We start from the raw sequence: 24,155 nt of genomic DNA, 5'->3' as shown, positions 1-24,155 counted from the left end.
GCGCATCACATGAGCAAGAAGCTCGACGATACGGAGAAAACCAATGTCAGCACAGTCCATTCCGTGGGGGCCAGTCCGCTCGACACTGACTGAAAAGTTCACTTTCGGTGACATTAAGCAGATCGTCGGCTACGGCGACCTAGATATGTCCAGGCTTGCACACCTCGAACAGAAACCGCAGAACGGCGCCTCGAAATCGCAGCTCTTGAGCGAGATCGACAGGCAGGTCGGCGCAATGGACGACAAGCGCCGCAGCGCCTTTGTCTCCATCTGCTGCGAAGAAATGATGCGCCGTAAGCCCGACGTCATTGAGGAACTGGAACGTGTGCTGTCCAGGGTGGGCTGGAAGTTCTCCGGTACGGCACTCATACCTATCGAGATTTTCGATGTTGCCGAGTTGGCCAGCCTCCCCGACGCCGCAGCGGCAGACATCCAGAAAGCGGCCACTAGGCTGCGTGATGGCGACCTCAGCGGCGCGTTGTCTGCGGCCTGCGGTGCTCTCGATGCCGTGACCAGCGACATTTACAGCCGCCACGGTCTGGGCGATGCAGGCAAGGCGTCATTTCAGGAGCGCATCAGGAAGTCTCTCGATGCCTTGCAGGTGAAAGACCGCCTGATCGGTGAGTTGACCGACATCGGCTGGGCTGAGCCCGACTACAAGCCACTGTCTGCCAACATCGACGGTTCCTTGAACCAGGCGGCCTTCGTGATGCAAAAGCTGCGGGCCGACATGGGCGACGTGCATGGAACCAAACCCGTCATTGCCGCCCTGGTCTATGACGCCATCAAATGGTCATCCTTGTTACTCAGGATGCTGGCAACTCGATGAACGTACCGCCTCACGCACCGATTAAATGACATGATGGGTGAAGCGGTGTACGTCTGACAATCCCAGAAAAACAAGCGGAACCCGCCCACGATGGCGGGTTTTCGTTTCAGGGGCCAGTATTTGGCATGGCTGGTGTCGCCGTCCGTGCTGGCAGCGGCTTGCCCGCGCGCGCCTTCCTGAATCCCCGATCTCGCGCCATGAACGCTTCCAGCATGTGCGGGATCAATGTCGCCGCATCGACCGCTTCGCCATACGTCTGCGCGTGCAGCGCGGCGTAGCGGTCGAGGTCGGCTTTCAGGCTGGCCGGGCAGGCAAAAGTCAGCTTCGTGGATTCCGTTTTCGGCAGCGGCCCCAGCCGCAGCTTGCGCGTCGTCATCGTGAAGCCCCCCTGTTGAAGAAAAGCGGCTGGTACGGCCGCAACACCAGATCCCGATTGACGATGATGCGTACCGGCAAGCCGGGGCGCTCCGTCAAGGTGGGCTGGATGTTGAGGTTGCGCCGGGTCATCTCCTGGCCGACCTGATTGATGCTGTCCTGGGCGCTATCGCGGCCGGCGATGATGACGCGATCACCGTCCTGTCGGTTCTCCGGCGCCGCCAGCTCGGCACCGACGCCCAGCAGCGTCGTCAGCGCCGCGCCGGCAAAGATGCGATCCCAATGCCAATCAACATCGTCTTCCAGGCCGGCATAGCCGGCCGGGTCGGTGCCGGCCAGGTTGTCGAGTGTGAGCGAAGACGTGTCCGGCAGGATGATCCGGTTCCACACCACCTGCACGCGGCTCTGTCCGTAGCTGACCTGGCTGTTGTAGCGCCCGAGGATGCGCGAACCCTGCGGGATCAGCAGGAACTTGCCGGTGGCCGTGTCATAGACCGGCTCCGTCACCGTGGCGATCACGTCGCCCGGTAGATCGGACTTGATGCCCGTCACCAAGGCACCTGCGACCACGGTTCCGGCCATGACCTGATACGGCGAAGACGGCAGGGTCAGGTTGCCGGAATTGCGTGTTTCCGTGGCACCGCCTTTCTGGAATGCCTCTTTCTGGTCTTGCCGGTTCTGCACGGCGGTCGGGTCGGCAGGCTGGGCCGCCGTCGAGGCCGGGCCAGCCGCCAGTGGGTCGAACGCCGCATTGGCGGCGAAGCCCGGCGCAGCGGCCACTTGCGTCTGCGCTACCGGCGCGGCCTTCTGCGAACCCGAGCGGAAGAACACCGACGATGCCGCTGCCGCTTCGGCTTCCTTGCGCAGCGCGTCGTTGGGATCATGGCCGGGGGCCGCATAAGCGGCCGTCACCGGCTGCTGCGACTTCACGATGGCCGGGCCAAGGTCGCCCGGCAGCGGTGGCCCCAGCTCCGGCACCTTCGGCGGCAGCTTAGAGTAGTCCGCCGGCAGCGCGTCCAGCCCTTCAGACTTGGAGACGCGATCCACGTTGTAAAGCTCGGCCTGCTCATTGGCCCCGCGTCGCTGTGGTTGTAACGACCACATCAGCGCCGCGAGCACGGCGAGCGACAGGCCGCCGGCAAGGATGGCCAGCACGCGCCGGTTCAAGCGCGTGACCGGGCGCGGCTGGGCGCGCAGCGCCACCGCCTCGGGCGCTACCTTGCCAGCCTTCGGCGTGGCGAGGTCGGGAGTGTCGTCCTGGCTCATGGTCAGTTCCTCCGCGCCACGCCATCGGTGCGCTCGATGCGTACCACGTCACCACCATCACCGCCCAGGCGCAGTTCGGCCGCGCCGAACAGCCGATCCACGATGTAGTACGGCAAACGGAAGCGGTAGTTCACCAGTTGCCCGTCACCCTGCGCGCCGATCACGAACAGCGGCGGCAGCTCCCCCTGGGCGATGCCCGCGGGGAACTGGATGTAGACCTTCTCGCCGTCATCGAAGGCGCGCAGCGGCTTCCACGGCGGATTGCTGCCGCTGACCGCGTAGCGGAAGCGGATCTTCTCCAGCGACAAGCCGGTATCGACTGGCGCGGCGGCGCTGGCCGCCTGCGACTGGCGCTGCAAGGCCAGCATCCGGTCTTTCGGGTAGTCCCAGGACACCGACGCCATCCATGCCTTTTCCGTCGAGGTCAGCTCCAGCAGGTACGTCCGGCGGCTGGTGGTGATGACCAAGTTTGTTTTGAGGCCCGAGCGGATCGGCTTGACCAGCACATTGACGCGCAGCGCGTCGCCGCTGCCGCTGGACGTGTCGCCGACGATCCAGCGCACGGTATCGCCTGCGGCCACCGTCACCAGTTCCTCGCCAGGCTGGAGCGAAACCACGGTCACGCGCCCCGGCGCGGCATAGACTTGGTAGAGCGCGCCATCGGTGAAGGGCCACACCTGAATCGCATTGACGTAGCCCTCGCGGGTCGGCGCAATGCGCGCCTCGGCATTCGCACGCGAGACACGCACGGTTTCGTCGGCCGGTTCCGGCACGGGCTTGGATTCATCCGTTCCTGGCAGCGGCTTCAACTGCGCAGGCAGCGCCAAGGGTTCAGGCACGGCGACCACTTCCACCGGCGCGGGCGGTTCCGGCAGCGGTAGCGCCTGCACCGGCTCATCGAGCGAGATGGACGGCGGCGGCTTGCCCTGCGAGGCGCAGCCCGAGAACAGAACAGTCGAGGCCAGCAGGATCAACGGCAAAACGGATTTACGGAAAAGTGCATTCATGGCTTGGCTCCTTCGGAAGAATCCAGTTCGCGGCTCCACGACAGGCCATTGACGTAGATACCCAGCGGGTTCTTGCGCAGGCGCTGTTCGGTGCGCGGGGTTTGCAGGACAGTGGAAAGCACGGCGTTCCACCGCTCGGTGCCAGCGGCGGCACCGTTGACGAACCGCTGTTCCGTCCAGCGCACGTTGAAAGACGTGTCGCTGGCGCGGACAACGCTGGTGATCTGCACCGTCACCGACTCCTTGCCGATGCGGGCGAACGGATCGTTCTTGCTGGCGTAGTCGTTGAGCACCGCCGCGCCCTTGTCGGTGGTGTAGTCGTAGGCATCCAGCCAGTTCTGCCGCACCACGATGGGGTCGATGGACAGCGAGCGCACCAGCGTCACGAAGCGCGCCAGGTGGTGCGCGATCTGCGCATCGGCGGGCCGGTACGGCGTGGCGGCTTCGCCGACGGCGCGCACCTGCCCCGACTGATCGACTTCGATGACATAGGGCGTGACGATGGATTGCGCCGAGCGCCACACCAGGCCACCGGCCATCAGCAGCGCGAGCGTCAGGCAGCCAAAGGCCATGAATCGCCAGTTCTTGGCCTGCACGCGGGCCGAGCCGATGCGGTCGTCCCATACCTGCGCGGCGGATTGGTACGGGGTGGCAGGCTGCGGCGTATCGGCGTAGCGCACCTGCGGTCGCTTGAATCGCATAGGAATTCTCCTTGGTGGTCAGGTATCGAGTCATTCATCGGGGCGCAGGCTCGGGCCTTGCCCGGAACCGCCGCCGTCGCCACCGCGCAGCGTGTGGGCGGCGGTGGTCGCGGCATGGGTGATCTGCTGGCGGCGGTGCATCCGCTTGGCCCAGGCGGGTTGCTCCTGCTTCGGCGCGCTGTCCGCGCCTTCACCCGCAGCGGCCTGGCCGGAACCGGCAGCGCCGGCATCCGCGCCGTTCCAGCCAGCACGGAAGGAGTCGGCCACCTTCTGCCCGGCAGCGGAAGCGCCCGATGCAGCGCGGCGGCTTGCCGCCTGTGCGCCGGTCTTGGCGACGTTGCCAAGGCCAGCGGCCGCGCCCTTGGCCCCGCCGCCCGCAGCGGCGGAACCGGCCTGGAATGCGGACTTGGCGCTGCTGGCCGCCGACGTTGCGGCGCGTGCGCCGCTACCGGCCAGCTTGGCGGCGGCCGGGGCCATGCGTGCGCCAGCCATGACTGCACCGCCCACGCCAGTCGCGGCGGCACCGATGGCAACGCCCGTGCCGACCGCGCCGACGGCCGCGCCGGCCATCGCGCCCGCCCCAAGCTGCGGCGCACCGGACACGAGGCCCGTGGCGATGCCGGGGCCGAAGATGCCGAGCGCCAACAGCGCGAGCGAGGCCAGCATCACCACCAGGGCATGGTTGATGGAGGGTTCGTCCGGCACGGTCTGGAACTCCGCGAACAGGCCCGAGCCGATGCCGACGATGACCGCCAGCACCAAGACCTTGATGCCTGACGAAACCACATTGCCGAGCACCTTTTCCGCGAGGAACGAGGTCTTGTTCCAGAGCGCAAAAGGGATCAAGACGAAGCCGGCAAGCGTGGTCAGCTTGAACTCGATCAGCGTGATGAAAAGCTGTACCGCCAGCACGAAGAAGCAGAGGATCACCACCAGCCAAGCGATGAACAGCACCACGATGGGGTCGAGATTCACGAACACTTCGGGGAAGCCGGCCATGTCCCCAATCTGGTCGAGGATCGGAGCGCCAGCGTCGATGCCGGTCTTCGCCAGCCGCCCCGGCTGGAGAAAGTTCTCCATGCTCAAGGTCGAGCCGGTGGCCGTCAGGCCCAGGCCGGCGAACGACCGGAACACGATGCCCGACAGCCAATTGAAGTTGTTGATGATGTAGGCGAAGGCACCGACGTAGAGCACCTTGCGCAGCAGCTTGGCAATCACGTCCTCGCCCTGGCCGGTGGCGTGGCTCATGGCCCAATACAGGCCGGCGATGGTCATGTCGATGACGATCAGCGTGGCCGTCAGGAACGCCACTTCGCCTTGCAGCAGCCCGAAACCCGAGTCGATGTAGCGCGAGAAGATATCGAGGAATCTGTCGATGATGGTCACGTCGTTCATGGCGTGTCCTCCGCAGGGGCGAGCGGCGCATCGCCTTCCGGCGTGTCGTCGGTGGGCGTGTCGAAGCTCGCCGGGATCGGCGGCAGTTCGGCCAGCGTCCGATATTCGTCCGGCCCGGTCTGGCCGGCGAAGAACCGCCGCCGGAAGGCTTCGGCGGCGGCGCGGCAGGTGTCTTCGCCTGCGGCTTGCCGGTCGGCCGCGCATTGGGCGCGCAGCGCCTTGAGCCGCACGGGATCGGCGGCCAAGGTCGCGGCCAGGTCTTCGGCCGGCTGCTGGCCACACGCGGCCAGCAGCACGGCCAGCAGGACAGGAACGCATCGCATGGCCGCCCCCTGTCAGTTGTTGTAGAAGTTGACGGACTGCGGCGTGTACGGCGTGCCGGTGCCGAGGAAGCGCCGCCGCACTTCGCGGGCGCGCTCGGTCGCCGCGGCCTGCCGCGCCAGTTCCAGCGAGGCCGCACGGTCTTGCGTGATCTGGAGCTGCTGCGCCTGGATGGACTGCTTGGCCTGCAAGGCGAGAAGCTGGTTCGTCGCCTGCATCGCTTGCAGCGCGCCGGTGGCGGACTGGCTCTGGCTGACCAGATCGGCCAGCGCGCTTTCGTCTTGCGCCAGGTTCTGCGATACCTGCGCCTGCATCCGCATCGCGGTGTGCAGGCCGTCGAGCGTGTTTTTCCACCGCTCGCGGGCATCGCGCAGCATCTGGTCGCCGCTGACGGTGGCCGCGTACTGCTCCGGGTACAGCCGGGCAAATTCCCGATCCATGTTCTGCACGTCGTAGGCCAGTCCCTGCGCCTCGGCAATAAGGCGTTCGGTCGTGGCGAGCGTCGAGCGCAGGCGGTTGACGATGTTGAAGTCGAGATTCGCCAGGTTGCGCGCCTGGTTCATCAGCATCTGCGCTTCATTCTGGAGCTGGTTGATCTGGTTGTTGATCTGCTCCAGCGTGCGGATGGCAGTCAGCGTGTTCTGCACCAGGTTGACGGGATCAACGAAGGTGAGTGCCGCCGCCGGCTGGGCGAGCATCAGCGAGCCGGCCAGCGCGGCGGCGAGCGAAACGGAAAGCACACGGGTCTTCATGGCAGATTCTCCTGTCGTGGTTGGGAAAGGAAAGAAGCCGCCGCCGGCGAGGACGGCAGCAGGTCGGCGGCCCAATCAAGGCCGCGATGGCGCAGCCACGCGCCGGCGAAGCCGGGAGCGCCGGCCTGCGTCAGCACGCGGTCGATGTCGCGTTGGTCTTGGGGTGTGGATGCGCCGGCAAAGGTGAGCGCGGCCGGCCCCAGGTCGAGGTCGAACAGGCGGTTTCCCAGGCGCGATTGGTAGTAGTAGTCCTGCTTGGGCTGCGCGGTGGCGACGATCTCGATTTGCCGGCTGTTGAGGCCGAAGCCCTCGTAGATCGTGCGAATCTGTGGCTCGGTGGCCTGCGGGTTAGGGAGAAAGATCCTGCTCGCGCAGCTTTCGATGACTGCTGGTGCGATGGATGACTCTTTGACGTCGGCGAGCGACTGCGTATCGAAGACGACGGAAACCTGCTTTTTCCGCAAGGTCTTGAGCCATTGCCGAAGCCGGGCCGCGAATATGGGGTCGTCTAGAAAGACCCACGCCTCCCCGAGAAAAAGCATCGTGGGTGAGCCATCGAATCGTTCTTCCAGGCGGGCAAAGAGGTAGTTCAGAACGGCCAGCACGGCGGCCTTGCTGTGCATGAGTTCTTCCATCTCGAAGCACTGCACATCCGCGCTACCCAACCGGTCATGGTCGGCATCCAGCAACTTGCCGTGAGCGCCGCCGAGCACATAGGGCGCGAGCGCCTGGCGCATCACGTTCGATTGCAGCAAGACGGACAGGCCGGTCAGCGTGCGCTGCTCCACGGGGGCACCGGCCAGGCTGCCGAGCGCCGACCAGATGGCGGCCTTCTCGTCGGGGCCGACGGTCACGCCTTCGTGCAGCAAGCGCCCTTCGATCCATTCGGCGGCCCAGGTGCGGTAGCCTTCGCGGTCGATGCGGGCGAGCGGCTGAAAGGCAATCTCGCCATCAGCACTGAGATCGTAGTGCTCGCCACCCAGGCCCAGGGTCGCGGCGCGTATGGATCGCCCTACGTCAAAGACGAAGACGCGCGAGCCGCGATAGCGACGGAACTGCATGGCCATCATGGCGACCAAGACCGACTTGCCCATGCCGGTCGGGCCGACGATCATCGTGTGCCCCACGTCGCCGATATGCGTCACCAGCCGGAACGGCGTGGCGCCGTCGGTGCGTGTCACGATCAGCGGGGGGCCGTCGAGGTGTTCGTTCTTCTCCGGCCCGGCCCATACCGCCGACACCGGCATCATGTGCGCCAGATTCAGCGTCGAGACGATGGGCTGGCGCACGTTGGCGTAAGCATTGCCGGGGAGCGAGGACAGCCAGGCATCCACGGCGTTGAGCGTTTCGGGGATGGTGACGAAGCCCCGGCCCTGAATCACGCGCTCCACCATGCGCAGCTTCTCGTCGGCCACGGTCGGGTCGGCATCGAGTACCGTCACCGTGGCGGTGAGGTAGCCGAAGGCGACTTGATCGCTGCCCAGCTCCTGCAAGGCGGCGTCCGCGTCGGCCGCCTTGTTGCTGGCATCCGTGTCCACCAGCGGCGATTCCTGCTGGAAGATCGTTTCGCGCAGCAGCGCGATGACGTTCTTGCGCTTGGCAAACCATTGGCGACGCAGGCGGCCCAGCTCCTTTTCCGCCTCGGCTTTGTCGAGGCAGAGGAACCGGGTGCTCCAGCGATAGGCAAAGCCCAGGCGGTTGAGGTCATCCAGCAGGCCCGGCCAGGTCGAGGTCGGGAAGCCCCGCACCGACACCACGCGCAGATGCTGGTCGCCCAGCATGGGCGCCAGACCACCGACCAGGGCGGAATCGGCCAGCAGCGCGTCTAGGTGGAAAGGCACCTCGGGCACGCCCACGCGGTAGCGCCGTGTGGACACCGTGGCGTGCAGGTAGGTCAGCGTCTGCGCGTCATCGAGCCAGGCGATTTCCGGCATCACGCCATCGAGCAGGTCGAACACGCGGTCGGTTTCGGCGATGAAGGCATCGAGCCGACCGCGCCAGTCCACGCCATCGCCCGGCGCGTGCTCGTAGAGCAGCTTGGCCGCACGGGCGCGGGATTCCTCCGGCGGCAGGTAGGCCAGCGTCAGGTGATAGCTGCTCTCGTAGTGGTGGCCCGATTCCTCGAAGGCGGCGCGGCGTTCCTCGTCCACCAGCCACGACAACGGCTCGGGAAATTCCGAGTACGGGTAGTCCGCCGCCGGCCGGCGCTCGGCTTCGATGAACAAGGCCCAGCCCGAACCCAGCCGGCGCAGCGCGTTGTTCAGCCGCGCCGTGGTGGCGATCAGCTCGCCCTGTGTCGCGCTGTCCAGATCCGGCCCACGAAAGCGCGCCGTGCGCTGGAACGAACCATCCTTGTTCAGTACCACGCCCGGCGCGATCAGTCCGGCCCAGGGCAGCCAGTCGGCCAGCAGCGCGGGCCGCTGGCGGTATTCGGCAAGGTTCAGCATGGCATCCCCCTCACACGTCCAGCAGCGGCTTGTGCTTGATGTGCCGGGCGAAGACCTGCATGAACTGCGGATCGACGCGCGCGCCCCACACGGCCAGCGAATGGCCGACGATCCAGAGCACGACGCCGGGAATCCAGAGTTGCAGGCCCAGCCCGACGGCGGCGGCCAGCGTGCCGTTGGCAATCGCCACGGTGCGCGGGGCGCCGCCCATCAAGAGCGGTTCGGTCAGCGAGCGATGCAGCGGCACCTCGAAGCCGGCCGCGAAGCTGTCCGGCCCACTCATACGACCGCCCCGCCGGAGAAGCTGAAGAACGACAGGAAGAACGAGGATGCGGCGAACGCGATGGACAGGCCAAAGACGATCTGGATCAGCTTGCGGAAGCCGCCCGACGTGTCGCCGAAGGCCAGCGCCAGGCCCGTGGCGATGATGATGATGACGGCGACGATGCGCGCGACCGGCCCCTGGATCGACTCCAGAATGGATTGCAGCGGGCCTTCCCACGGCATCGAAGAACCGGCGGCCTGCGCCGTACCGGCCAGGAACAGCAGCAGCGCGGCCAGCAGCAGCCCTTGCCCCGCCGGGCGGGCCAGGCTGCGCAGCCGCGCGAGGCTGGACAGGTGGGAAAGCGAATTTACGGAAAGACGGAAAGCATGGGCGTGCGTCATGGCAGTTCTCCAGGTTGGTCAGGGGACGGGAAAGGCGCAGCGGTATCGGCTGCGAGAGGAACCGGCGTCAGCTCGGGAAACGGCGTTTCCAGCGCCTCCAGTGCATTCGCCAGGCGATAGCCCGCGCCATCGAAACCGACGACGCGAGCAATGTTCTTGACGCGGCGCTTGTGGCCGCGCCCGTCGATGTGGATGACGACATTGACCGCCTCGGCGATCAGCGCACGCGGCGGGTTCACCGCCACTTCGAGAATCAACTGTTCGAGGCGCAGCAGCGCGCCCAGCGCGGAACCGGCGTGGATGGTGGCGATGCCGCCGGGATGGCCGGTGCCCCACACCTTCACCAAGTCCAGGGCTTCGCCACCACGCACCTCGCCGACGACCACGCGGTCGGGGCGCAGGCGCATCGTGGCGCGTACCAGTTCGGTCATGGACACGACACCGGCGCGGGTGCGCAGCGGCACATGGTCGCGGGCGGCGCATTGCAGTTCGATGGTGTCTTCGAGCACCAGCACGCGGTCGCCGGTGGCGGCGATTTCCGCAAGCAAGGCATTGGCGAGCGTGGTCTTGCCGCTGCTGGTGGCCCCGGCGATTAGGATGTTCTGGCGATCACGCACGGCGCGGCGAAGGAACTCGGCCTGCCCGGTGGTCAGGATGCCGTCGGCCACATAGCGATCCAGGCCGATGATGCTCACGGCGCGCTTGCGCAGCGCGAAGGCCGGGCCAGGCGCGGCCGGGGGCAGGATGCCCTCGAACCGCTCGCCGGTTTCGGGAAGCTCGGCGGTCAGCAGCGGCCGCCCGCGATGCACCTCCGCGCCGACGTGCGCGGCCACCAGCCGGATGATGCGTTCGCCATCGGCCTCGGGTAGCTCCATCCCGAGTGGCGCACGGCCCGACGACAAGCGATCCACCCATAGGGTGCGGTCGGGGTTGAGCATGATTTCCACCACGTCCGGGTCGGCCAGCGCGGTGGCGATGACCGGCCCCATAGCCGTGCGCAGCATTTGGATTCTGCGATCCAGCGAAGCTGCTGTGGATGAGCGTTCGGGTGGGGTCTGCGGAACGGCGCTCATGAGGCACGCTCCTGCGCTTCGGCCAGCGCCGCCGCGTCATCCATCCGCACCGGGTCAGGGTGCAGTTCTTCCACCACATCGCGCACCAGGCTTCGGCCACGCAGCAGATGGCGTCCAAGCTGCTCCACGAATTGCTCGAAGCGCGCCTTGCCCTGGGCGCGCGCCGCGTCCTGATGGGCTTCGGGAACTGGCGTGCTGACCGTCAGGAAGTAGCGGATGAACAGCGCCAGCGTTTCGATCTGGATGTTCTGGTCGCGCTCCATGCGCTCGGCCTGGCGCGACAGGCGATCGAGCCGCTTGGCGATGGCCGCCTCGCGCTGGTCGCCGGCATCGGGCGACAGCCACGATGCGAGCGCCGCCGCGACGATGGACGACTTGGACACGCCTTTCTTGGCGGCCAGTTCTTCGAGGCGCTTGGCGTGCTCGGGCTGGATGAACAGATTGAGGCGGTATTGGCTCATAGGTCGATTCCGTCGTTCGGGTCGAGGGAAGCCAGCCGGGCCGTGCGCTGCATGGCCGGGTCGAGCTGGCCGGGAAGCGGCAGCGGCAGGTCGTCGTCGTCATCGAGCAGCGCCAGGTCGTTGCCGGCGGGCTGTGGTTCGGGGCTGTATTCGGTGACTTCGGATAGCTCCGGCTGGCGGCGCGGGCCGCCGTCATCGGCGGTGCCTGCGTCATCGCTGGACGGGCCCGCAGCCGGGGCCGTTGGCACGGCTGGAATCGCCAGGCCGCTCCAGTCGTCAGGGCGCGCAGGCGGCGCGTCGGCGTATTGCCCGGCCGCGAGCGCGGGCGGCGGCAGCACGCGCCGCTTGAAATTGCTGTCCGCGTAGTAGCGCAGCTTCTTGGCTTTGATCGGCGCGACGCTGGACACCATGACCACCGATTCGTCGGGCGGTAGCTGCATGACTTCGCCGGGCGTCAACAGCGGACGCGCGGTTTCCTGGCGCGACACCATCAGGTGCCCCAGCCACGGCGCAAGCCTGTGACCCGCGTAGTTGCGCTGCGCGCGCAGTTCGGTCGCGGTGCCGAGCGTCTCGGAGATCCGTTTGGCCGTGCGTTCGTCGTTGGTGGCGAACGTCACGCGGACGTGGCAGTTATCCAGAATCGAATGGTTCTGGCCGTAGGCTTTGTCGATCTGGTTGAGTGACTGCGCGATGAGGAAGCTGCGGATGCCGTAGCCCGCCATGAAGGCCAAGGCTGTCTCGAAGAAGTCGAGCCGCCCCAGCGCCGGGAACTCATCGAGCATCAGCAGCAGCTTGTGGCGGCGCTCGATGCCGTCGCTGCCGTCGAGCGATTCGGTGAGCCGCCGACCGATCTGGTTGAGGATCAGGCGAATGAGCGGCTTCGTCCGTGAAATGTCCGAAGGCGGCACCACCAGATACAGCGAGACGGGATGCTCGGATGCGATCAGGTCAGCGATGCGCCAGTCGCAGCGCGAAGTGACTTCTGCCACCGTGGGATCGCGGTACAGACCGAGGAACGACATGGCGGTGCTCAACACGCCCGAGCGTTCGTTATCCGATTTGTTCAGGACTTCACGCGCAGCGGACGCGACAACAGGGTGCGGCACATCGCCCAGGTGCTTCGTCGTCATCATCCGGTGCAAGGTCAGCTCGAAGGGGCTGGCCGGATCGGACAGGAAATTGGCGACACCGCGCAGCGTCTTGTCCTCGCCCGCATAGAGCACATGCAGAATGGCCCCGACCAGCAGCGCGTGCGAGGTCTTTTCCCAATGGTTGCGCTTCTCCAGCGCGCCTTCGGGATCGACCAGAATGTCCGCGATGTTCTGTACGTCGCGCACTTCATGCGCGCCGCGCCGCACTTCCAGCAGCGGGTTGTAGGCCGCCGATTTCGCATCCGTCGGGTTGAACAGCAGGCAATGCGAGAAGCGAGAGCGCCAGCCGGCGGTGATCTGCCAGTTCTCGCCTTTAATGTCGTGAATGACGGCGGATGCGGGCCACGAAAGCAGCGTGGGAACGACTAGGCCGACGCCCTTGCCCGAGCGCGTGGGCGCGAAGGTCAGTACGTGTTCCGGGCCTTCATGGCGCAGGTACTCGTTGCGGTACTTGCCGAGGAAGATGCCGGTGGGCTGCGTCAGCCCGGCTTTGCGAATGTCGGCGGTATCGGCCCAGCGCGCCGAGCCGTAGGTCGTGACCATGCGCGATTGCCGCGAGCGCCAGACAGACATGGCGATGGCGACCACCACGGCCACCAGGCCGCTGCTGCCCGCGATGGCCCCGCCTATGTCGAAGACATGCGGCGCATAGGCATCGAAGAAGAACCACCACTCGAACAGCCGCCAGGGGTGATAGATCGGCGTTCCGAAGAAATCAAACCACGGCGAGCCAAGGCGTAGTTGATAGCCCAGGGCGGCGGCTGTCCATTGTGTTGCACTCCATACGCCGGCGATCACGATGCCGAAAACGGCGGCGATCTGCCCAAACAGCACGCCCTGAGCTTGCATGACTGGCCTCCGATATTCCTGCGCTTTCCTCGTTCAAGAACGGCACAAGGACGTGCCGGATAGCGCGAGGATCAGTGCCGGGTCGGTGCCGGTCAAAGACTGTTATCGGAAGATAGTTGATGAAAAAAGCATCGCTTCAGGCTGTATAGAAACCAATAAAAACGCCGCAGGCGCGGGCGCGCTGCGGCGTGTTAGCAAAAAAAGCAGACTTTCTTGCGAAGGACTGGCAATCAGAACCTCGGTGGTGTTTCTGATGGTGTGTAGGGTGTCTTTCCATCGCCGTAGAACCGTTTGCGCGTGGCCTCGGCAACACGGTTGCACAACACGTCATCAAGTGTTGCGCGGTCGGTCTTGCATTGCTGGCGTAGTTCCTTCAACCGCGCCGCATCGGCGGCTAGTTCGTCCACGGTCGGCACGTTGGCCTGTTGAGGGGCTTCCGTTGGGCCGCAAGCGGTGAGCACCGCGACCAGCAGCAAAGGCATCATTCGCTTCATAACTCGATTTCCTCCTGTGGGTCGGGTTCAGGTGGTGGCGGGGCCCTTGTGCCTTCCGGTAAGTCGATTGCTTGTACCCGCTCGATAAATCTCGACAGCACTTCGGAAACCTCGCCTTCGCACCGCAGCAGGTAGGTCGTCAGCATGGAAGAGCGTCCAGCCAAAGGCCGGGCCACCACGCCAGGCTCCCGGCTTGCTGCGATGTGCGGCCCTCCAGCCAGTCCCAGGGCGAAGCCAGCCGATACCACCACCATCATCAACTCGAACGAGGCAACACGCTCGGCAATCAAAGGTTCGCGTTCGGAACGGCGCAGCACACGTTCAACCTGCTTCGCATGTCCCTCGCACACCTGTGGGTCAGATAGCACCAGCGGGAATTGCAGCACCTCGTCCAATGGGATGCGCTTGTGCTTAAGCAGATGATGCCGCGCCGGTACGGCCACCATCAGCGGATCACTCCACACCGCTTCGACAGCAATGCCTTCACCCACTTCATCCGACTGCGCAAAGCCTACGTCGTACAGGTCATCTTGCAGCCCCTTGATCTGCTGCGCCAGCGGTACTTGGAATAGTCGAATGTCAACCTCCGGTTCCTCCTGTCGGCAAAGCGCGAGCAAGGCCGGCAAGCGCGAGGGCGTGATGCCATCAGATAGCGCTATGCGTAGTTGGCCGTGGAAACCATTAGCTGCTGCCTTCACGCTGTCTCGGGCCTGCTGCAAGGCGGTGAACACGCGCGGCACATGCTCCAGAAATAGCTTACCCGCCCGCGTCAATCGCGTGCTGCGACTGGTGCGGACGAACAACTGTTCGCCTAGGTCTTCCTCTAGTTCCTTAATTGTGCGGGACAGCGGCGATTGCTCAATGTGCAACTTCTCAGCCGCGCGGGCGAAGTGAAGTTCTTCCGCTACTGCCTGGAAACAACGCAAGTGTCTCAATTCCACCGAAGAATACCCCTCAGAACTAGGAAAAACTCAGCAGGCGCCTGTTGTCCCTGTGCTTTGTTTGGAAGAAATCAATCACGAGGTAGATTCCATTATCCAAGCGCATCAATCATGGCTCAGAATCTTTTGCAACCTCCATCAATTCGATTCGAGCGGAATTATCATCACCCAATCCATTGAAAAAAAGGTTCAGCAGAATAGCACTGATTGCGGTTAGCAGAATTGGACTCTCTAAGATGGGGGCCAGTTCATGAGGAAGTTTGGAGAAGAACTTCGGCATCACGACAGGAATCATGCCCAAGCCTATGCTAATGGCAATGACATATAAGTTATAAACATTCTTCAGATTGACTCGCGCCAGAACTTTAATTCCAGTTGCGGCAACCATGCCAAACATTACGATCCCCACTCCACCCAATACAAAAGGAGGAATCGATGCGACTAGAACAGCCATCTTGGGAGAAAGCCCAAGAACCATCAGGATAACTCCTGCCACTACACATACCCAACGACTCTTTACCCCGGTCACACTCACTAGGCCTACATTTTGTGCATATGAGGTATACGGGAAAGTATTGAATATTCCGCCAATTACCGTGCCCGCCCCATCGGCGCGAAATCCTCGAACGAGATCCTTTTCGCTGACTGGCTTATCCACGATCTCGCCCAAGGCAAGGAACATTCCAGTTGACTCTATAAACGTCACCAGCATGACAATGCACATCGCCGCAATGGCCCAGAAGCTAAATTTCGGCAGCCCAAAATGAAAAGGAAGAATCAAGCCAAACAAGGGTGCATCGCTTAGCTCATTCAACGACACAAGACCTACTGCGCTAGAGACAATGAATCCGCCGATCAACCCCAGCAGAATTGCAATGTTGTTGAGAAAGCCAGTGGTAAACCTCACCAAGGCCAAAACAGATATGAGAACCAAGCCTGCGATCGAAAGATATAACGGGCTACCGAAGTCCGGGTTGCCATATCCACCTGCTGACCAAGCAGCCGCAACTCCCATTAGAGAAAGCCCAACTGCCAAGATTTCTGTTCCTGTTACGACAGGAGGGAAGAACCTCAGCATCTTCCCAACCAATGGGGCAACCAGTACGCCAAAAATGCCTGCCGCGATTGTCGCTCCAAAAACGCCAGGCAACCCCGCTTGCGGATCGCTGCCGATTGCAATCATGGGGCCAATGGCCGTAAAAGTTACCCCCATCATTACAGGAAGCCTGATGCCAACGCCTTTGAAGCCTATGCATTGAATCAAAGTGGCAATCCCGCAGGCGAACAGGTCGGCACTAATAAGAAACGCAATTTGATCTTTTGGAAGTCCGAGGGCCGCGCCAAGAACAAGCGGGATGGCGATAGCGCCAGCGTACATCACCATGACATGCTGCGCGCCAAGCAGCAGCAGTGTTGGAGCGTTCATTTTCTTCTCGATATGGATACTCTTCATTTATTCCTCAAGTCTGTAGGTGCTTCTTAATCTTCTGGCCACCGTATGCGCTGCCTTTGATGCCCCAACAGATTAGGACAGCACCTCAAAGTAGCTTGGTGTCGTGTAAATTAAAATTTTGAGGATATTCGGTGACTTGGCGCTGAGGAAGTCATCAGCAGAAACGCTGCGTTCCATTTTTGAAATGGTTGTGTGCGCGCGGATCAGTCCATGACATGCGTAAGCCCCCACGGTAGCGCGGCATCGCAGGGGGCCACCACCCCCATGCTTGCTTGGGGCACGCGTCTACCTAAGGAGACAAGCCGCTCGGGTCGTTTCAGAACAGGAACGTATCGTTTCCTTTAGACGCCTTACGTGATGAGTCGCAACGCCATAGATTAGCAATCTTCCAAGCGAAGCCTTCGTGCCTTGCATTTGAAGATCAACTAAATATGGATGCTTGCATCAATGATTATTTACACCCCCGCCTCAGCGGCAAAATTTATTCCTGCGATCGACTTGACGGGTAGCTTTTCCGAAGATATCGCCGACAAGAAGGCGGTGGCGTGGGAAATTCACAAGGCCTGTCGAGAAACTGGTTTCTTTTATATCAAGAATCACGGCATCCCTGAAGGCATGATTCAGGCGCAACTTGAATGTGCCCGGCAATTCTTTTCGCTGCCTCAGGAAGATAAGATCAAGTTGAATGTGGCGCACTCGCCGTCAATGCGCGGTTACGAGCCAATGGCAATTCAAGCATTGGATGACGGTTCGAGGCCAGACTTCAAAGAAGGGTTCATGGCCGGTATAGATGGACTGCAGGCCTACACCACAAATGGGGAATTCAACAGCCTCAATCAATGGCCCAATAGCAATCCAGAGATACGCGTGCAAGTGGAGGCGTATATTCAGGCGATGACCGGCTTGGGCAAGCATCTGCTGGGCATGTTGGCCCTGTCGCTTGAATTGCCAGAGGGCTATTTTTCGGATGGTCTCGACAATCCGATGATTACGACTCGCCTTCTCCACTATCCGCCGCAGCCCCGCGTTGGCGATGGCAACCAGATCGGTGCAGGAGCCCATACCGACTGGGGCATGATCACCATGCTCCTGCAGGATGACGTCGGTGGCCTAGAGGTGCGCAATGCGGACGGCGAATGGATTCGTGCGCCCCATATCCCTAACACCTTCATCATCAACCTGGGCGACATGGTGCCGGTGCTCACCCGCGGGATCTATCGCTCCAACATGCACCGCGTCCTCAACCTCAATCCCGAGCGGCACCGTTATTCGGTTCCAACGTTCTTCGATCCGAGCTATCACTACAGGATCAAGCCATTGGCGCATTTCGAGGGCGCACAGGAATTTTCACAAGAAGAGCGTACCGTTGGAGAACACATCGCCAAAATGTATGCAAAAACCTATGGTGACCCCGCAGCAAAAACTGCTTAAAAATGGAGAATGCACAATGAAAGAACTCGTATGTCAACCTATGTTCAATATATTCTGCCGGGACATTGATCGGCAATTGGACTTCTACAAACACCTCCTAGGTTGGGACGAAATCAAGGAGGCTTCCTCGCCGATCTATCGGGTATTGACGGGCGCAGGCGTGCAGCTCGGCTTCAATGGCTGGATGGCTTACGATCTCTTGTCATTGGCGGACAGGATTAAGCCTGAGAAGACAGACTTCCCGATTAACACAATGATCACCTTTATGGTGGAGAAGCCTGAACTCGTAGACGGTGCGTTTCGTAAAATCACGGAATGGGGTGGGCGTGTCGTAAAGGCTCCGTTCGCCACATACTATGGCCATTGGCAGATCGTTTTTTGTGACCCTGAGAATAACGTAGTAAGAATAACGTCATCGGCATTGCCAGAAGGCATTCAACCCCCCGCCATTTCATTCGAATAAACCAACTGAAAGAACAGAGAGTTGGGTGCTGGGTGGAGAGAGAAATTCAGTCTCAACATCTTCAGCTCCAACTCGATGCTTCGGCAGTGGAATTCCTAGTTTCCCCTCAAAGTCCTTCACAAAAAATACTGGTCAAAGGGATTCTCCCAGTATTTATAAGAATATTCGATTGGGTGTTTGAGGCTAAGAAAATGGCAGGCTCCGCACCAAATTTCGTCGAAGCGTATTGCTCTCTAGTTACCCTTCAAAAATCGAGCTTGAGTCGAGGACGACCACGACGCGCGGCGTCATCTTCAACCCACACAAGGAATCACCATGTCGCTGATCCGGTTCATCATGATGGCAGCTATCCTCTCGGTCACGACTATGACGGCATCTGCCGCCGATCCGCTCAAAGTTGCTTTCGTCTACAGTGCTCCCATCGGTGATGGTGGCTGGAACTTTGCACACGAAAAGGCACGGCGGGAAGTTCAAGCCAAGTTTGGCAACAAGATCAAGACCATGTACGTTGAGACAGTCGCTGATGGTGCCGACTCGGAGCGCGTCATGCGCGATCTGATTTCCCAGGGCGCCAACGTGCTCGTCGGAACCAGCTTTGGCTATATGGGCCCAATGCTGAATCTTTCCGGCGAACACAGCGCCGTCAAGTTCGAGCACGTCTCGGGCTACAAGACTTCACCGAACATGCGTGTGGTCAACAGTCGAATCTACGAGGGCTACTACCTCGCTGGTATTGTTGCCGGGAGTATGACGAAGTCGAACATTCTCGGGTTCGTTGGTGCAGTACCGGTTCCTGAGGTGATCAGAAATATCAACAGTTTCACGTTGGGTGCTCAGTCGGTGAACCCAAAGATCACGACTAAAGTCGTGTGGATCAATGAGTGGTTCAATCCCCCCAAGGAAACTGACGCGGCGAATTCCTTGATCAACTCAGGTGCGGACGTCCTCATGCAAAACACGGCATCTGCAGCAGTGCCACAAGCTGCGGAGCAACGCGGCAAACGTGCGTTTGGGGTGTATTCCGATATGGCCGCCTATGCTCCGAAGGCAGTGCTGGGTTCGGCAATCATCAACTGGACTCCCTACTACACCCACGCGATCCAGCAGGTGTTGGATGGCTCATGGAAAACGGGTGCAAGCCTTTGGGGCGTCAAGCAGGACTCCATCGACCTTGTTGGGATTGCTCAGGATGTACCGGCGTCAACGAAGGCTCGGCTGATTGAAGTGAAGAGCGGCCTCAAGAGTGGCGCGTTCTCAGTCTGGAAAGGCCCGATTCTCGACCAAGCAGGAAAGGAAATGGTAGCTCGCGACAAGGATGCGGCAGATGCATTTTTGGAAGCCATGAACATCTATGTCAAGGGCGTTGAAGGCAAGTCACCAGGTAAGTGAGTCGAGATCAGTAGCCTTTCATCGCAGGGATGCTTTCGGTGATCACAGCATGTTGCAGCGCGGTCAGGGAGAATCCTGGCTCCGATTATTTGACCACGCCGGAGCCTCCCACGATCGATCATCTCCCATGACCGAACCCCTTCAGGCTGCAACTACCATCCGCACCAGAGCGGCGGCGGCGTAGAGCATGCGGGGCCGCACCTGCATGGACTAGGTTCGAGCGACGCGCGTTGCAACAGGCGAATAGACGTTCAGGCCTTAGGGGGTGGTCGTAACGCGGTCGTTAACCTTCAAGCGTACCTCGCCCATCACCGCGGCCCATCCATTTGCGGCTGGTTCCACATTCCGGAACCATCTCTCTACGCGACGCACCGTTCCACTTTTGGAACGATTGTGGGCGCATACTAGGTTCAATATGTGTTCCCACGAGCACTTGTAGCTGCATGAGCGGTACAGCCTAGGTCGCACCGGATGAATATCGAACTCAAACTTGTCGAAGCCTTCGCCTCCATCGTGAGAGCAGGTAGCCTCACCAAAGCAGAAGCTCAGACTGGCGTTGCGAAGGCTACTCTGAGCCGGTCACTTCAGCGCCTGGAAGACGAGCTGGGCGTACAACTCCTCATCCGATCTGCTCGAAAGATTGTGCCGACAGAAGCGGGGCTGGCGCTCTACTCGCATTGTGAGGCATTGCTTGCAGACTTGAGCGGGCGATGGGCGGCTGCGCGCCATGAAGTTCAAGAATTGGTACAGGGAGGGCAGGGTCGCCTGAAGGTGCTTTCCGACAATCAATTCACGACGACATTCGTGTGCCACGTAGTCAAGCTGTTTCTGGAAGGGCATCCCACCATACTTTGCGAATTGGATGTAGCAGAAAGAGCGGATTCCCCCAAGCTTGATGAAGTGGATTGCTACGTCTGCGCCGCGGCACCGAATGTTCCCGATGTCATAGCAAAGCCAGTGGGGCAGCTTTCATTCGGACTGTATGCCAGCCCTCAATATGTGGCGAGTCATGGACTACCAGTGACGCCGAAGGAACTCACGGCGCATGATTCGATTGTGTTGAGGCAATCTGAATTTTCAGAGCGAGTCATGCTTCACTCCAGAGAAACGTCGCAGAAGTATATTTCGCGCATAGCGGTTCGAACCAACGACTATTGGCTAATGAAGACTTTTTGTTTGAATGGCTTGGGTATCGCCTTGCTACCCGACTTCTTTGTGCAGCCAGAGGTGAAAAGCGGAGGACTCGTGGCCATACTTCCCGACTGGAGGCCAGAGAAAAAGAAAATCTACTGCGTATACCAGCGAAACCGCTACGGCTCGAAGAAGTTACGTGCGTTCTTGAATTTGCTAACCGAAAGCATGTCGGATCTCGACCGTCTAAACAACTACACTGCGTCCACACTGCCCCGCACCAGAAAAAGCTAGTCTCCAACGTGCAGGTCGGGCTGTTCTTTTGACAGGCTCAACGCCTTCAGATCCTCTCGTATCTTTTCCATTGCCCATTGAGCGGCGCGTGATAGTTGGCGCTGTGGTGCAACACATAGGCACAGACTCAGCGGCTTGGCTTGGCGCTGCGACAGCGGCACAAAGGCCAAGCGCCCCTCTTGCACATCGCGGAACACGTCCAGCCAGCTCATCACCGCAATACCGGCTCCACTGAGCACCAGGGCGCGCATCATCTCTACGTTGTTGCAACGAATCGCATAGCGTATCGCGTCTACATGTCGCGCATACAAGGCTTTTACGCGATCGCCAACAAGCAATGATTCCGTTGGCACGATGTGTCGCCAATCCAGCGTCTGTCCAAGCAGCAACTGCTCATGTCCAGCCAATGCGTGCCCGGCGGGCATGGCAATGCCTATCGGGATGCTGCGCATCACCTGCATCTGTAACTGAGTCGTCGGTGGCGGATCCATCACAAGGCCGAAGTCAATTTCTCCAGCCCCCACTAACAGTGGAATCTGGGCATTACCCAGCACCTGAACGTCCACTGCGATGCCTGGATGCTCTTGCCCCATGCGCGTCAACGTGGCTGGCAATACGCCTGTTGCCAACGCATTTATGCAGGCCAGATGCACCTGCCCCCGTCGTAGCCCGCTTAGTTCGTCAAAACGTTCCAGCGTGCGCCCGTACTCCCGGTGCCAGCGTCGCAGATCGGCCAGCAGTAGTTCGCCGGCGGCTGTCAATCGCATACCACTGGGCAAGCGCTCAAACAAGGCCGTTTCGTACTTCTGCTCTGCCAGAAGGATCTGACGATCGATGGCCGATGCGGAGACGTGTAGCACCTCGGCAGCGCGACGCAAGCTACCAAGACGAGCCACTTCCATGAAGTAGCGAGTAAAGCGTGAGAACGTGAGCACACGGGCCTCCAGCATGTGTTGCATTTTTTAGTACGGAGGGTGTGATTATCTGCGATGGACTGATACACCATCAACACCCAAAATTGCCCTCATCAAAGACCTTCCATGAGAGAGCAACGCACGATGAATGTCACAGCCCCTCCCCAACTCAGCAAGAAAGCCATTGCATTGCCTCTCGGCTGCACGTTTGAACCAGAGGATTGGCGTCTGCTGGCACGTCACTGGTATCCCATCGCGCTTGCTGAAGAAATCGGAGAGGCCCCATACCGAGCCACTCTGCTGGATGAGGCACTGGTGGCCTATCGCGTTCACGGCAACGTTGTCGTGGCGCGAGACGTTTGTCCGCACCGGGGTGTTCCTCTGAGCATGGGCATGCACGATGGCGAAGGGCTGGTTTGTCCGTATCACGGCCTTCGCTTTGGTACTGAGGGAAGATGCAATCGCATTCCCGCCAGTCCTCACCAAGCTGCCCCTGCCAAGCTGAATCTGCACAGTTATCCGGCTATCGAGCGCTACGGATTGATCTGGACATGCTTGATGGCTGAAGACGGATCGGGCGCCCCGGACATTCCTTCGCTACCGCACTGGGATGACCCGGACTTTGTGCAGGTGGTTTGCCCATCTTTCGATATCGCTGGCTTCGCCGGCCGGCAGATAGAGGGCTTCATCGACGTGGCGCACTTTGCTTGGGTTCATACGGAAACCTTTGCCGATCCAAACAACCAGCAAGTGCCCGACTACCAGACCAGTGAAACCCCGACGGGTTTCATAGCTGACTATTTCAGCAGCATGTCCAACTACGCCAAAGGTTCAGGCTTCGAAGACCCGGAAGGCTTTGTTTGGTTACGGCATTTCGAGGTTCATCTGCCATTCACTGCCACGCTCACTATTCATTTCCCTGGCGGAAAAGTTCAAACCATCATGAATGCGGCGTCACCCGTTTCGGCACGCAAGACGAAGCTTTTTGTGCCGATCATTCGCAATGTCAACAAGCATATTCCGGCCGAGGATATCAAGGCATTCAACTTGCGCGTCTTTGAAGAGGATCGTGCAATGGTCGAAGCTCAAAAGCCCGAACGCCTCCCACTGGATCTGACCCTGGAGGCACACATACCTGCGGATCGAAGCTCCATCGCATATCGGCGCGGGCTTAAGCGGATGGGCCTTGGCGAGTTCTTTCTTGTTTGAGGCAAGCAGCTTCCACCCACTCTTTTCGAGGTCTTGCATGGCCAATGATGCTCCAACAATTCATGTAGTCGTCGAAGCCTTGAGCGCGCAAGGCCATGGCAATCTGGCCGTACATTTGGTGCCGACCGAGACGGGTTCAAATCTGCCGCCGTTCGAGGCCGGTACCCACGTTGACCTGCATTTTCCTAATAACCTTGTCCGTCAGTATTCAATCGCAAGCAGCCCGCTGCAGCTTGACCACTATCTGCTGTGCATCCGCCGTGAGGCCTCCTCACGTGGCGGATCGGCCTATGTGCACGAGCAACTGCGGGTCGGGCAATCATTGACGATTAGCGCGCCGCGAAATCTGTTCGCGCTCCGGCCTCACGCCCCTGCCGTGCTGTTGGCCGGCGGCATCGGAATCACCCCGCTGTTGAGCATGGCCTTGGCGCTGGATGCCGAAGGCCAGTCCTTCGAACTTCACTACTATGTTCGCCATCGCCACGAAGTTGCTTTCAGTCGTCACCTGAGCCACGGTTTTCGCCATGGCACTGTCTACCTGCATTGCAGCGCTGAGGGTGACAGCTTACGGGCGGGCCTGCCTGGGTGCCTGCACACACCGGATCGGCAAACACACATCTATGTATGTGGCCCGCAGGGATTCATGGCCGAAGTACGGCAGCGAACCAGCGTCCAGGGCTGGAGTACCGAGCAGATTCACCAGGAGGCGTTCGCGCCGATGGTCGCAGGCGGAGAAGCTACAGCCGGCCTCTTGATGCACGAAGTTCCCTTTGAGGTTGAGATCGGTTCCTCCGGGCAGGTGTTCTGCATTCCTGTTGAACGCAGCATTGCTTCGGTGCTGCTGGATGCGGGCATTGACGTACCGCTCTCTTGCGAAATGGGCATTTGCGGCGCGTGCCTTACGCCGGTGACTGCCGGGGAACCCGACCATCGCGACAGCGTGCAAAGCGACGCCGAGAAATCCGTAGCCCAACCCAAGATCGCGCTGTGCTGCTCACGCAGTCACTCACCGCGACTGGTACTCGACCTTTAGAAGCTGGCAATCCCTCATTTCCGCAGCGTTTCTTCCTCGTCCCCGATCTCATCATCTTGGTGGAGAGATCGGGCACGCTCTTATCGCGTGTTGAGCCAGGACGATAGGCT

Annotated in this window: 24 protein-coding genes; 7 read left to right on the top strand and 17 right to left on the bottom strand. The window is 61.1% G+C overall.

Annotated elements, in window-relative coordinates:
• The first annotated feature begins 43 nt into the window (after nt 1-43).
• Nucleotides 44-829: a hypothetical protein gene (locus tag O987_RS12390; protein ID WP_043372541.1), complete on the top strand. Its 786-nt coding sequence runs from the start codon at nt 44-46 to the stop codon at nt 827-829.
• A 106-nt stretch (nt 830-935) separates the two neighbouring features.
• On the opposite strand, the gene O987_RS12385 is transcribed toward O987_RS12390, so the two are convergent.
• From O987_RS12385 to O987_RS12310, 16 genes are all read right to left on the bottom strand, one after another.
• Nucleotides 936-1,205, bottom strand: coding sequence for a DUF2274 domain-containing protein (locus O987_RS12385; RefSeq protein ID WP_043372537.1), 270 nt, complete (start codon nt 1,203-1,205; stop codon nt 936-938).
• On the bottom strand, nt 1,202-2,470 hold the full coding sequence (locus O987_RS12380; RefSeq protein ID WP_043372534.1) for a TrbI/VirB10 family protein: 1,269 nt from the start codon (nt 2,468-2,470) through the stop codon (nt 1,202-1,204). Before O987_RS12380 ends, O987_RS12385 begins: the two co-directional genes overlap by 4 nt.
• 2 nt (nt 2,471-2,472) lie before the next feature.
• Nucleotides 2,473-3,477 carry a P-type conjugative transfer protein TrbG gene (gene trbG / locus O987_RS12375; protein WP_043372531.1) on the bottom strand — a complete coding sequence of 335 codons (1,005 nt, stop codon included), beginning with the start codon at nt 3,475-3,477 and terminating at the stop codon, nt 2,473-2,475.
• The gene (gene trbF / locus O987_RS12370; protein WP_043372529.1) at nt 3,474-4,178 is read right to left on the bottom strand and encodes a conjugal transfer protein TrbF; all 705 of its coding nucleotides are present in this window, start codon (nt 4,176-4,178) and stop codon (nt 3,474-3,476) included. Before trbF ends, trbG begins: the two co-directional genes overlap by 4 nt.
• A 30-nt stretch (nt 4,179-4,208) precedes the next feature.
• A complete protein-coding gene (trbL, locus tag O987_RS12365; RefSeq protein ID WP_043372526.1) occupies nt 4,209-5,573 on the bottom strand; it encodes a P-type conjugative transfer protein TrbL in 1,365 nt (454 codons plus the stop codon).
• The gene (locus tag O987_RS12360; RefSeq protein WP_043372523.1) at nt 5,570-5,896 is read right to left on the bottom strand and encodes a hypothetical protein; all 327 of its coding nucleotides are present in this window, start codon (nt 5,894-5,896) and stop codon (nt 5,570-5,572) included. The genes trbL and O987_RS12360 overlap by 4 nt, the downstream gene beginning before the upstream one ends.
• Before the next feature lie 12 nt (nt 5,897-5,908).
• A complete protein-coding gene (gene trbJ, locus O987_RS12355; protein WP_043372520.1) occupies nt 5,909-6,646 on the bottom strand; it encodes a P-type conjugative transfer protein TrbJ in 738 nt (245 codons plus the stop codon).
• Nucleotides 6,643-9,093 (bottom strand): conjugal transfer protein TrbE, encoded by a 2,451-nt coding sequence (gene trbE, locus O987_RS12350; protein ID WP_043372517.1) that lies wholly within the window; start codon nt 9,091-9,093, stop codon nt 6,643-6,645. The genes trbJ and trbE overlap by 4 nt, the downstream gene beginning before the upstream one ends.
• Before the next feature lie 10 nt (nt 9,094-9,103).
• Complete coding sequence (locus O987_RS12345; RefSeq protein ID WP_004883097.1) at nt 9,104-9,376, bottom strand: VirB3 family type IV secretion system protein; 273 nt, start codon at nt 9,374-9,376, stop codon at nt 9,104-9,106.
• A complete protein-coding gene (locus tag O987_RS12340; protein ID WP_043372514.1) occupies nt 9,373-9,759 on the bottom strand; it encodes a TrbC/VirB2 family protein in 387 nt (128 codons plus the stop codon). The genes O987_RS12345 and O987_RS12340 overlap by 4 nt, the downstream gene beginning before the upstream one ends.
• Nucleotides 9,756-10,832 carry a P-type conjugative transfer ATPase TrbB gene (gene trbB / locus O987_RS12335; protein ID WP_043372512.1) on the bottom strand — a complete coding sequence of 359 codons (1,077 nt, stop codon included), beginning with the start codon at nt 10,830-10,832 and terminating at the stop codon, nt 9,756-9,758. Before trbB ends, O987_RS12340 begins: the two co-directional genes overlap by 4 nt.
• The gene (locus tag O987_RS12330) at nt 10,829-11,293 is read right to left on the bottom strand and encodes a ribbon-helix-helix protein, CopG family (RefSeq protein ID WP_043372509.1); all 465 of its coding nucleotides are present in this window, start codon (nt 11,291-11,293) and stop codon (nt 10,829-10,831) included. Before O987_RS12330 ends, trbB begins: the two co-directional genes overlap by 4 nt.
• The gene (locus O987_RS12325; RefSeq protein WP_043372506.1) at nt 11,290-13,293 is read right to left on the bottom strand and encodes a conjugal transfer protein TraG; all 2,004 of its coding nucleotides are present in this window, start codon (nt 13,291-13,293) and stop codon (nt 11,290-11,292) included. The genes O987_RS12330 and O987_RS12325 overlap by 4 nt, the downstream gene beginning before the upstream one ends.
• Before the next feature lie 230 nt (nt 13,294-13,523).
• The gene (locus O987_RS12320) at nt 13,524-13,787 is read right to left on the bottom strand and encodes an EexN family lipoprotein (RefSeq protein ID WP_043372503.1); all 264 of its coding nucleotides are present in this window, start codon (nt 13,785-13,787) and stop codon (nt 13,524-13,526) included.
• Nucleotides 13,784-14,728 carry a LysR family transcriptional regulator gene (locus O987_RS12315; protein WP_043372501.1) on the bottom strand — a complete coding sequence of 315 codons (945 nt, stop codon included), beginning with the start codon at nt 14,726-14,728 and terminating at the stop codon, nt 13,784-13,786. The genes O987_RS12320 and O987_RS12315 overlap by 4 nt, the downstream gene beginning before the upstream one ends.
• Nucleotides 14,729-14,837: 109 nt before the next feature.
• Complete coding sequence (locus O987_RS12310) at nt 14,838-16,181, bottom strand: nucleobase:cation symporter-2 family protein (protein WP_043372498.1); 1,344 nt, start codon at nt 16,179-16,181, stop codon at nt 14,838-14,840.
• Nucleotides 16,182-16,628: 447 nt separating this feature from the next.
• On the opposite strand from O987_RS12310, the gene O987_RS12305 reads away from it, so the two are divergent.
• The 4 genes from O987_RS12305 (at nt 16,629) to O987_RS12290 (ending at nt 20,889) form a co-directional block, all read left to right on the top strand.
• Nucleotides 16,629-17,612 (top strand): isopenicillin N synthase family dioxygenase, encoded by a 984-nt coding sequence (locus O987_RS12305; protein WP_043372496.1) that lies wholly within the window; start codon nt 16,629-16,631, stop codon nt 17,610-17,612.
• Nucleotides 17,613-17,628: 16 nt separating this feature from the next.
• Complete coding sequence (locus tag O987_RS12300) at nt 17,629-18,075, top strand: VOC family protein (RefSeq protein WP_034046921.1); 447 nt, start codon at nt 17,629-17,631, stop codon at nt 18,073-18,075.
• A 336-nt stretch (nt 18,076-18,411) separates the two neighbouring features.
• Nucleotides 18,412-19,464 carry a BMP family ABC transporter substrate-binding protein gene (locus O987_RS12295; protein WP_235214397.1) on the top strand — a complete coding sequence of 351 codons (1,053 nt, stop codon included), beginning with the start codon at nt 18,412-18,414 and terminating at the stop codon, nt 19,462-19,464.
• A gap of 471 nt (nt 19,465-19,935) precedes the next feature.
• Complete coding sequence (locus O987_RS12290) at nt 19,936-20,889, top strand: LysR family transcriptional regulator (protein ID WP_043372493.1); 954 nt, start codon at nt 19,936-19,938, stop codon at nt 20,887-20,889.
• On the opposite strand, the gene O987_RS12285 is transcribed toward O987_RS12290, so the two are convergent.
• Nucleotides 20,886-21,839 carry a LysR family transcriptional regulator gene (locus O987_RS12285; RefSeq protein ID WP_200879603.1) on the bottom strand — a complete coding sequence of 318 codons (954 nt, stop codon included), beginning with the start codon at nt 21,837-21,839 and terminating at the stop codon, nt 20,886-20,888. The genes O987_RS12290 and O987_RS12285 overlap by 4 nt on opposite strands.
• A 90-nt stretch (nt 21,840-21,929) precedes the next feature.
• Here O987_RS12285 and O987_RS12280 point away from each other — a divergent pair, with 90 nt between their 5' ends.
• Together O987_RS12280 and O987_RS12275 are read left to right on the top strand one after the other, a co-directional pair.
• Entirely contained in the window at nt 21,930-23,012 is a 1,083-nt protein-coding gene (locus tag O987_RS12280; RefSeq protein WP_276147565.1) for an aromatic ring-hydroxylating oxygenase subunit alpha, read from the top strand.
• Nucleotides 23,013-23,049: 37 nt separating this feature from the next.
• Complete coding sequence (locus O987_RS12275) at nt 23,050-24,045, top strand: PDR/VanB family oxidoreductase (RefSeq protein WP_043372490.1); 996 nt, start codon at nt 23,050-23,052, stop codon at nt 24,043-24,045.
• Nucleotides 24,046-24,155: the final 110 nt, after the last annotated feature.

Origin of the sequence: Comamonas testosteroni TK102 (assembly GCF_000739375.1) — a bacterium.
Classification (GTDB): Bacteria; Pseudomonadota; Gammaproteobacteria; order Burkholderiales; family Burkholderiaceae_C; genus Comamonas; species Comamonas brasiliensis.
This window is presented reverse-complemented; position numbering and strand designations above follow the sequence as displayed.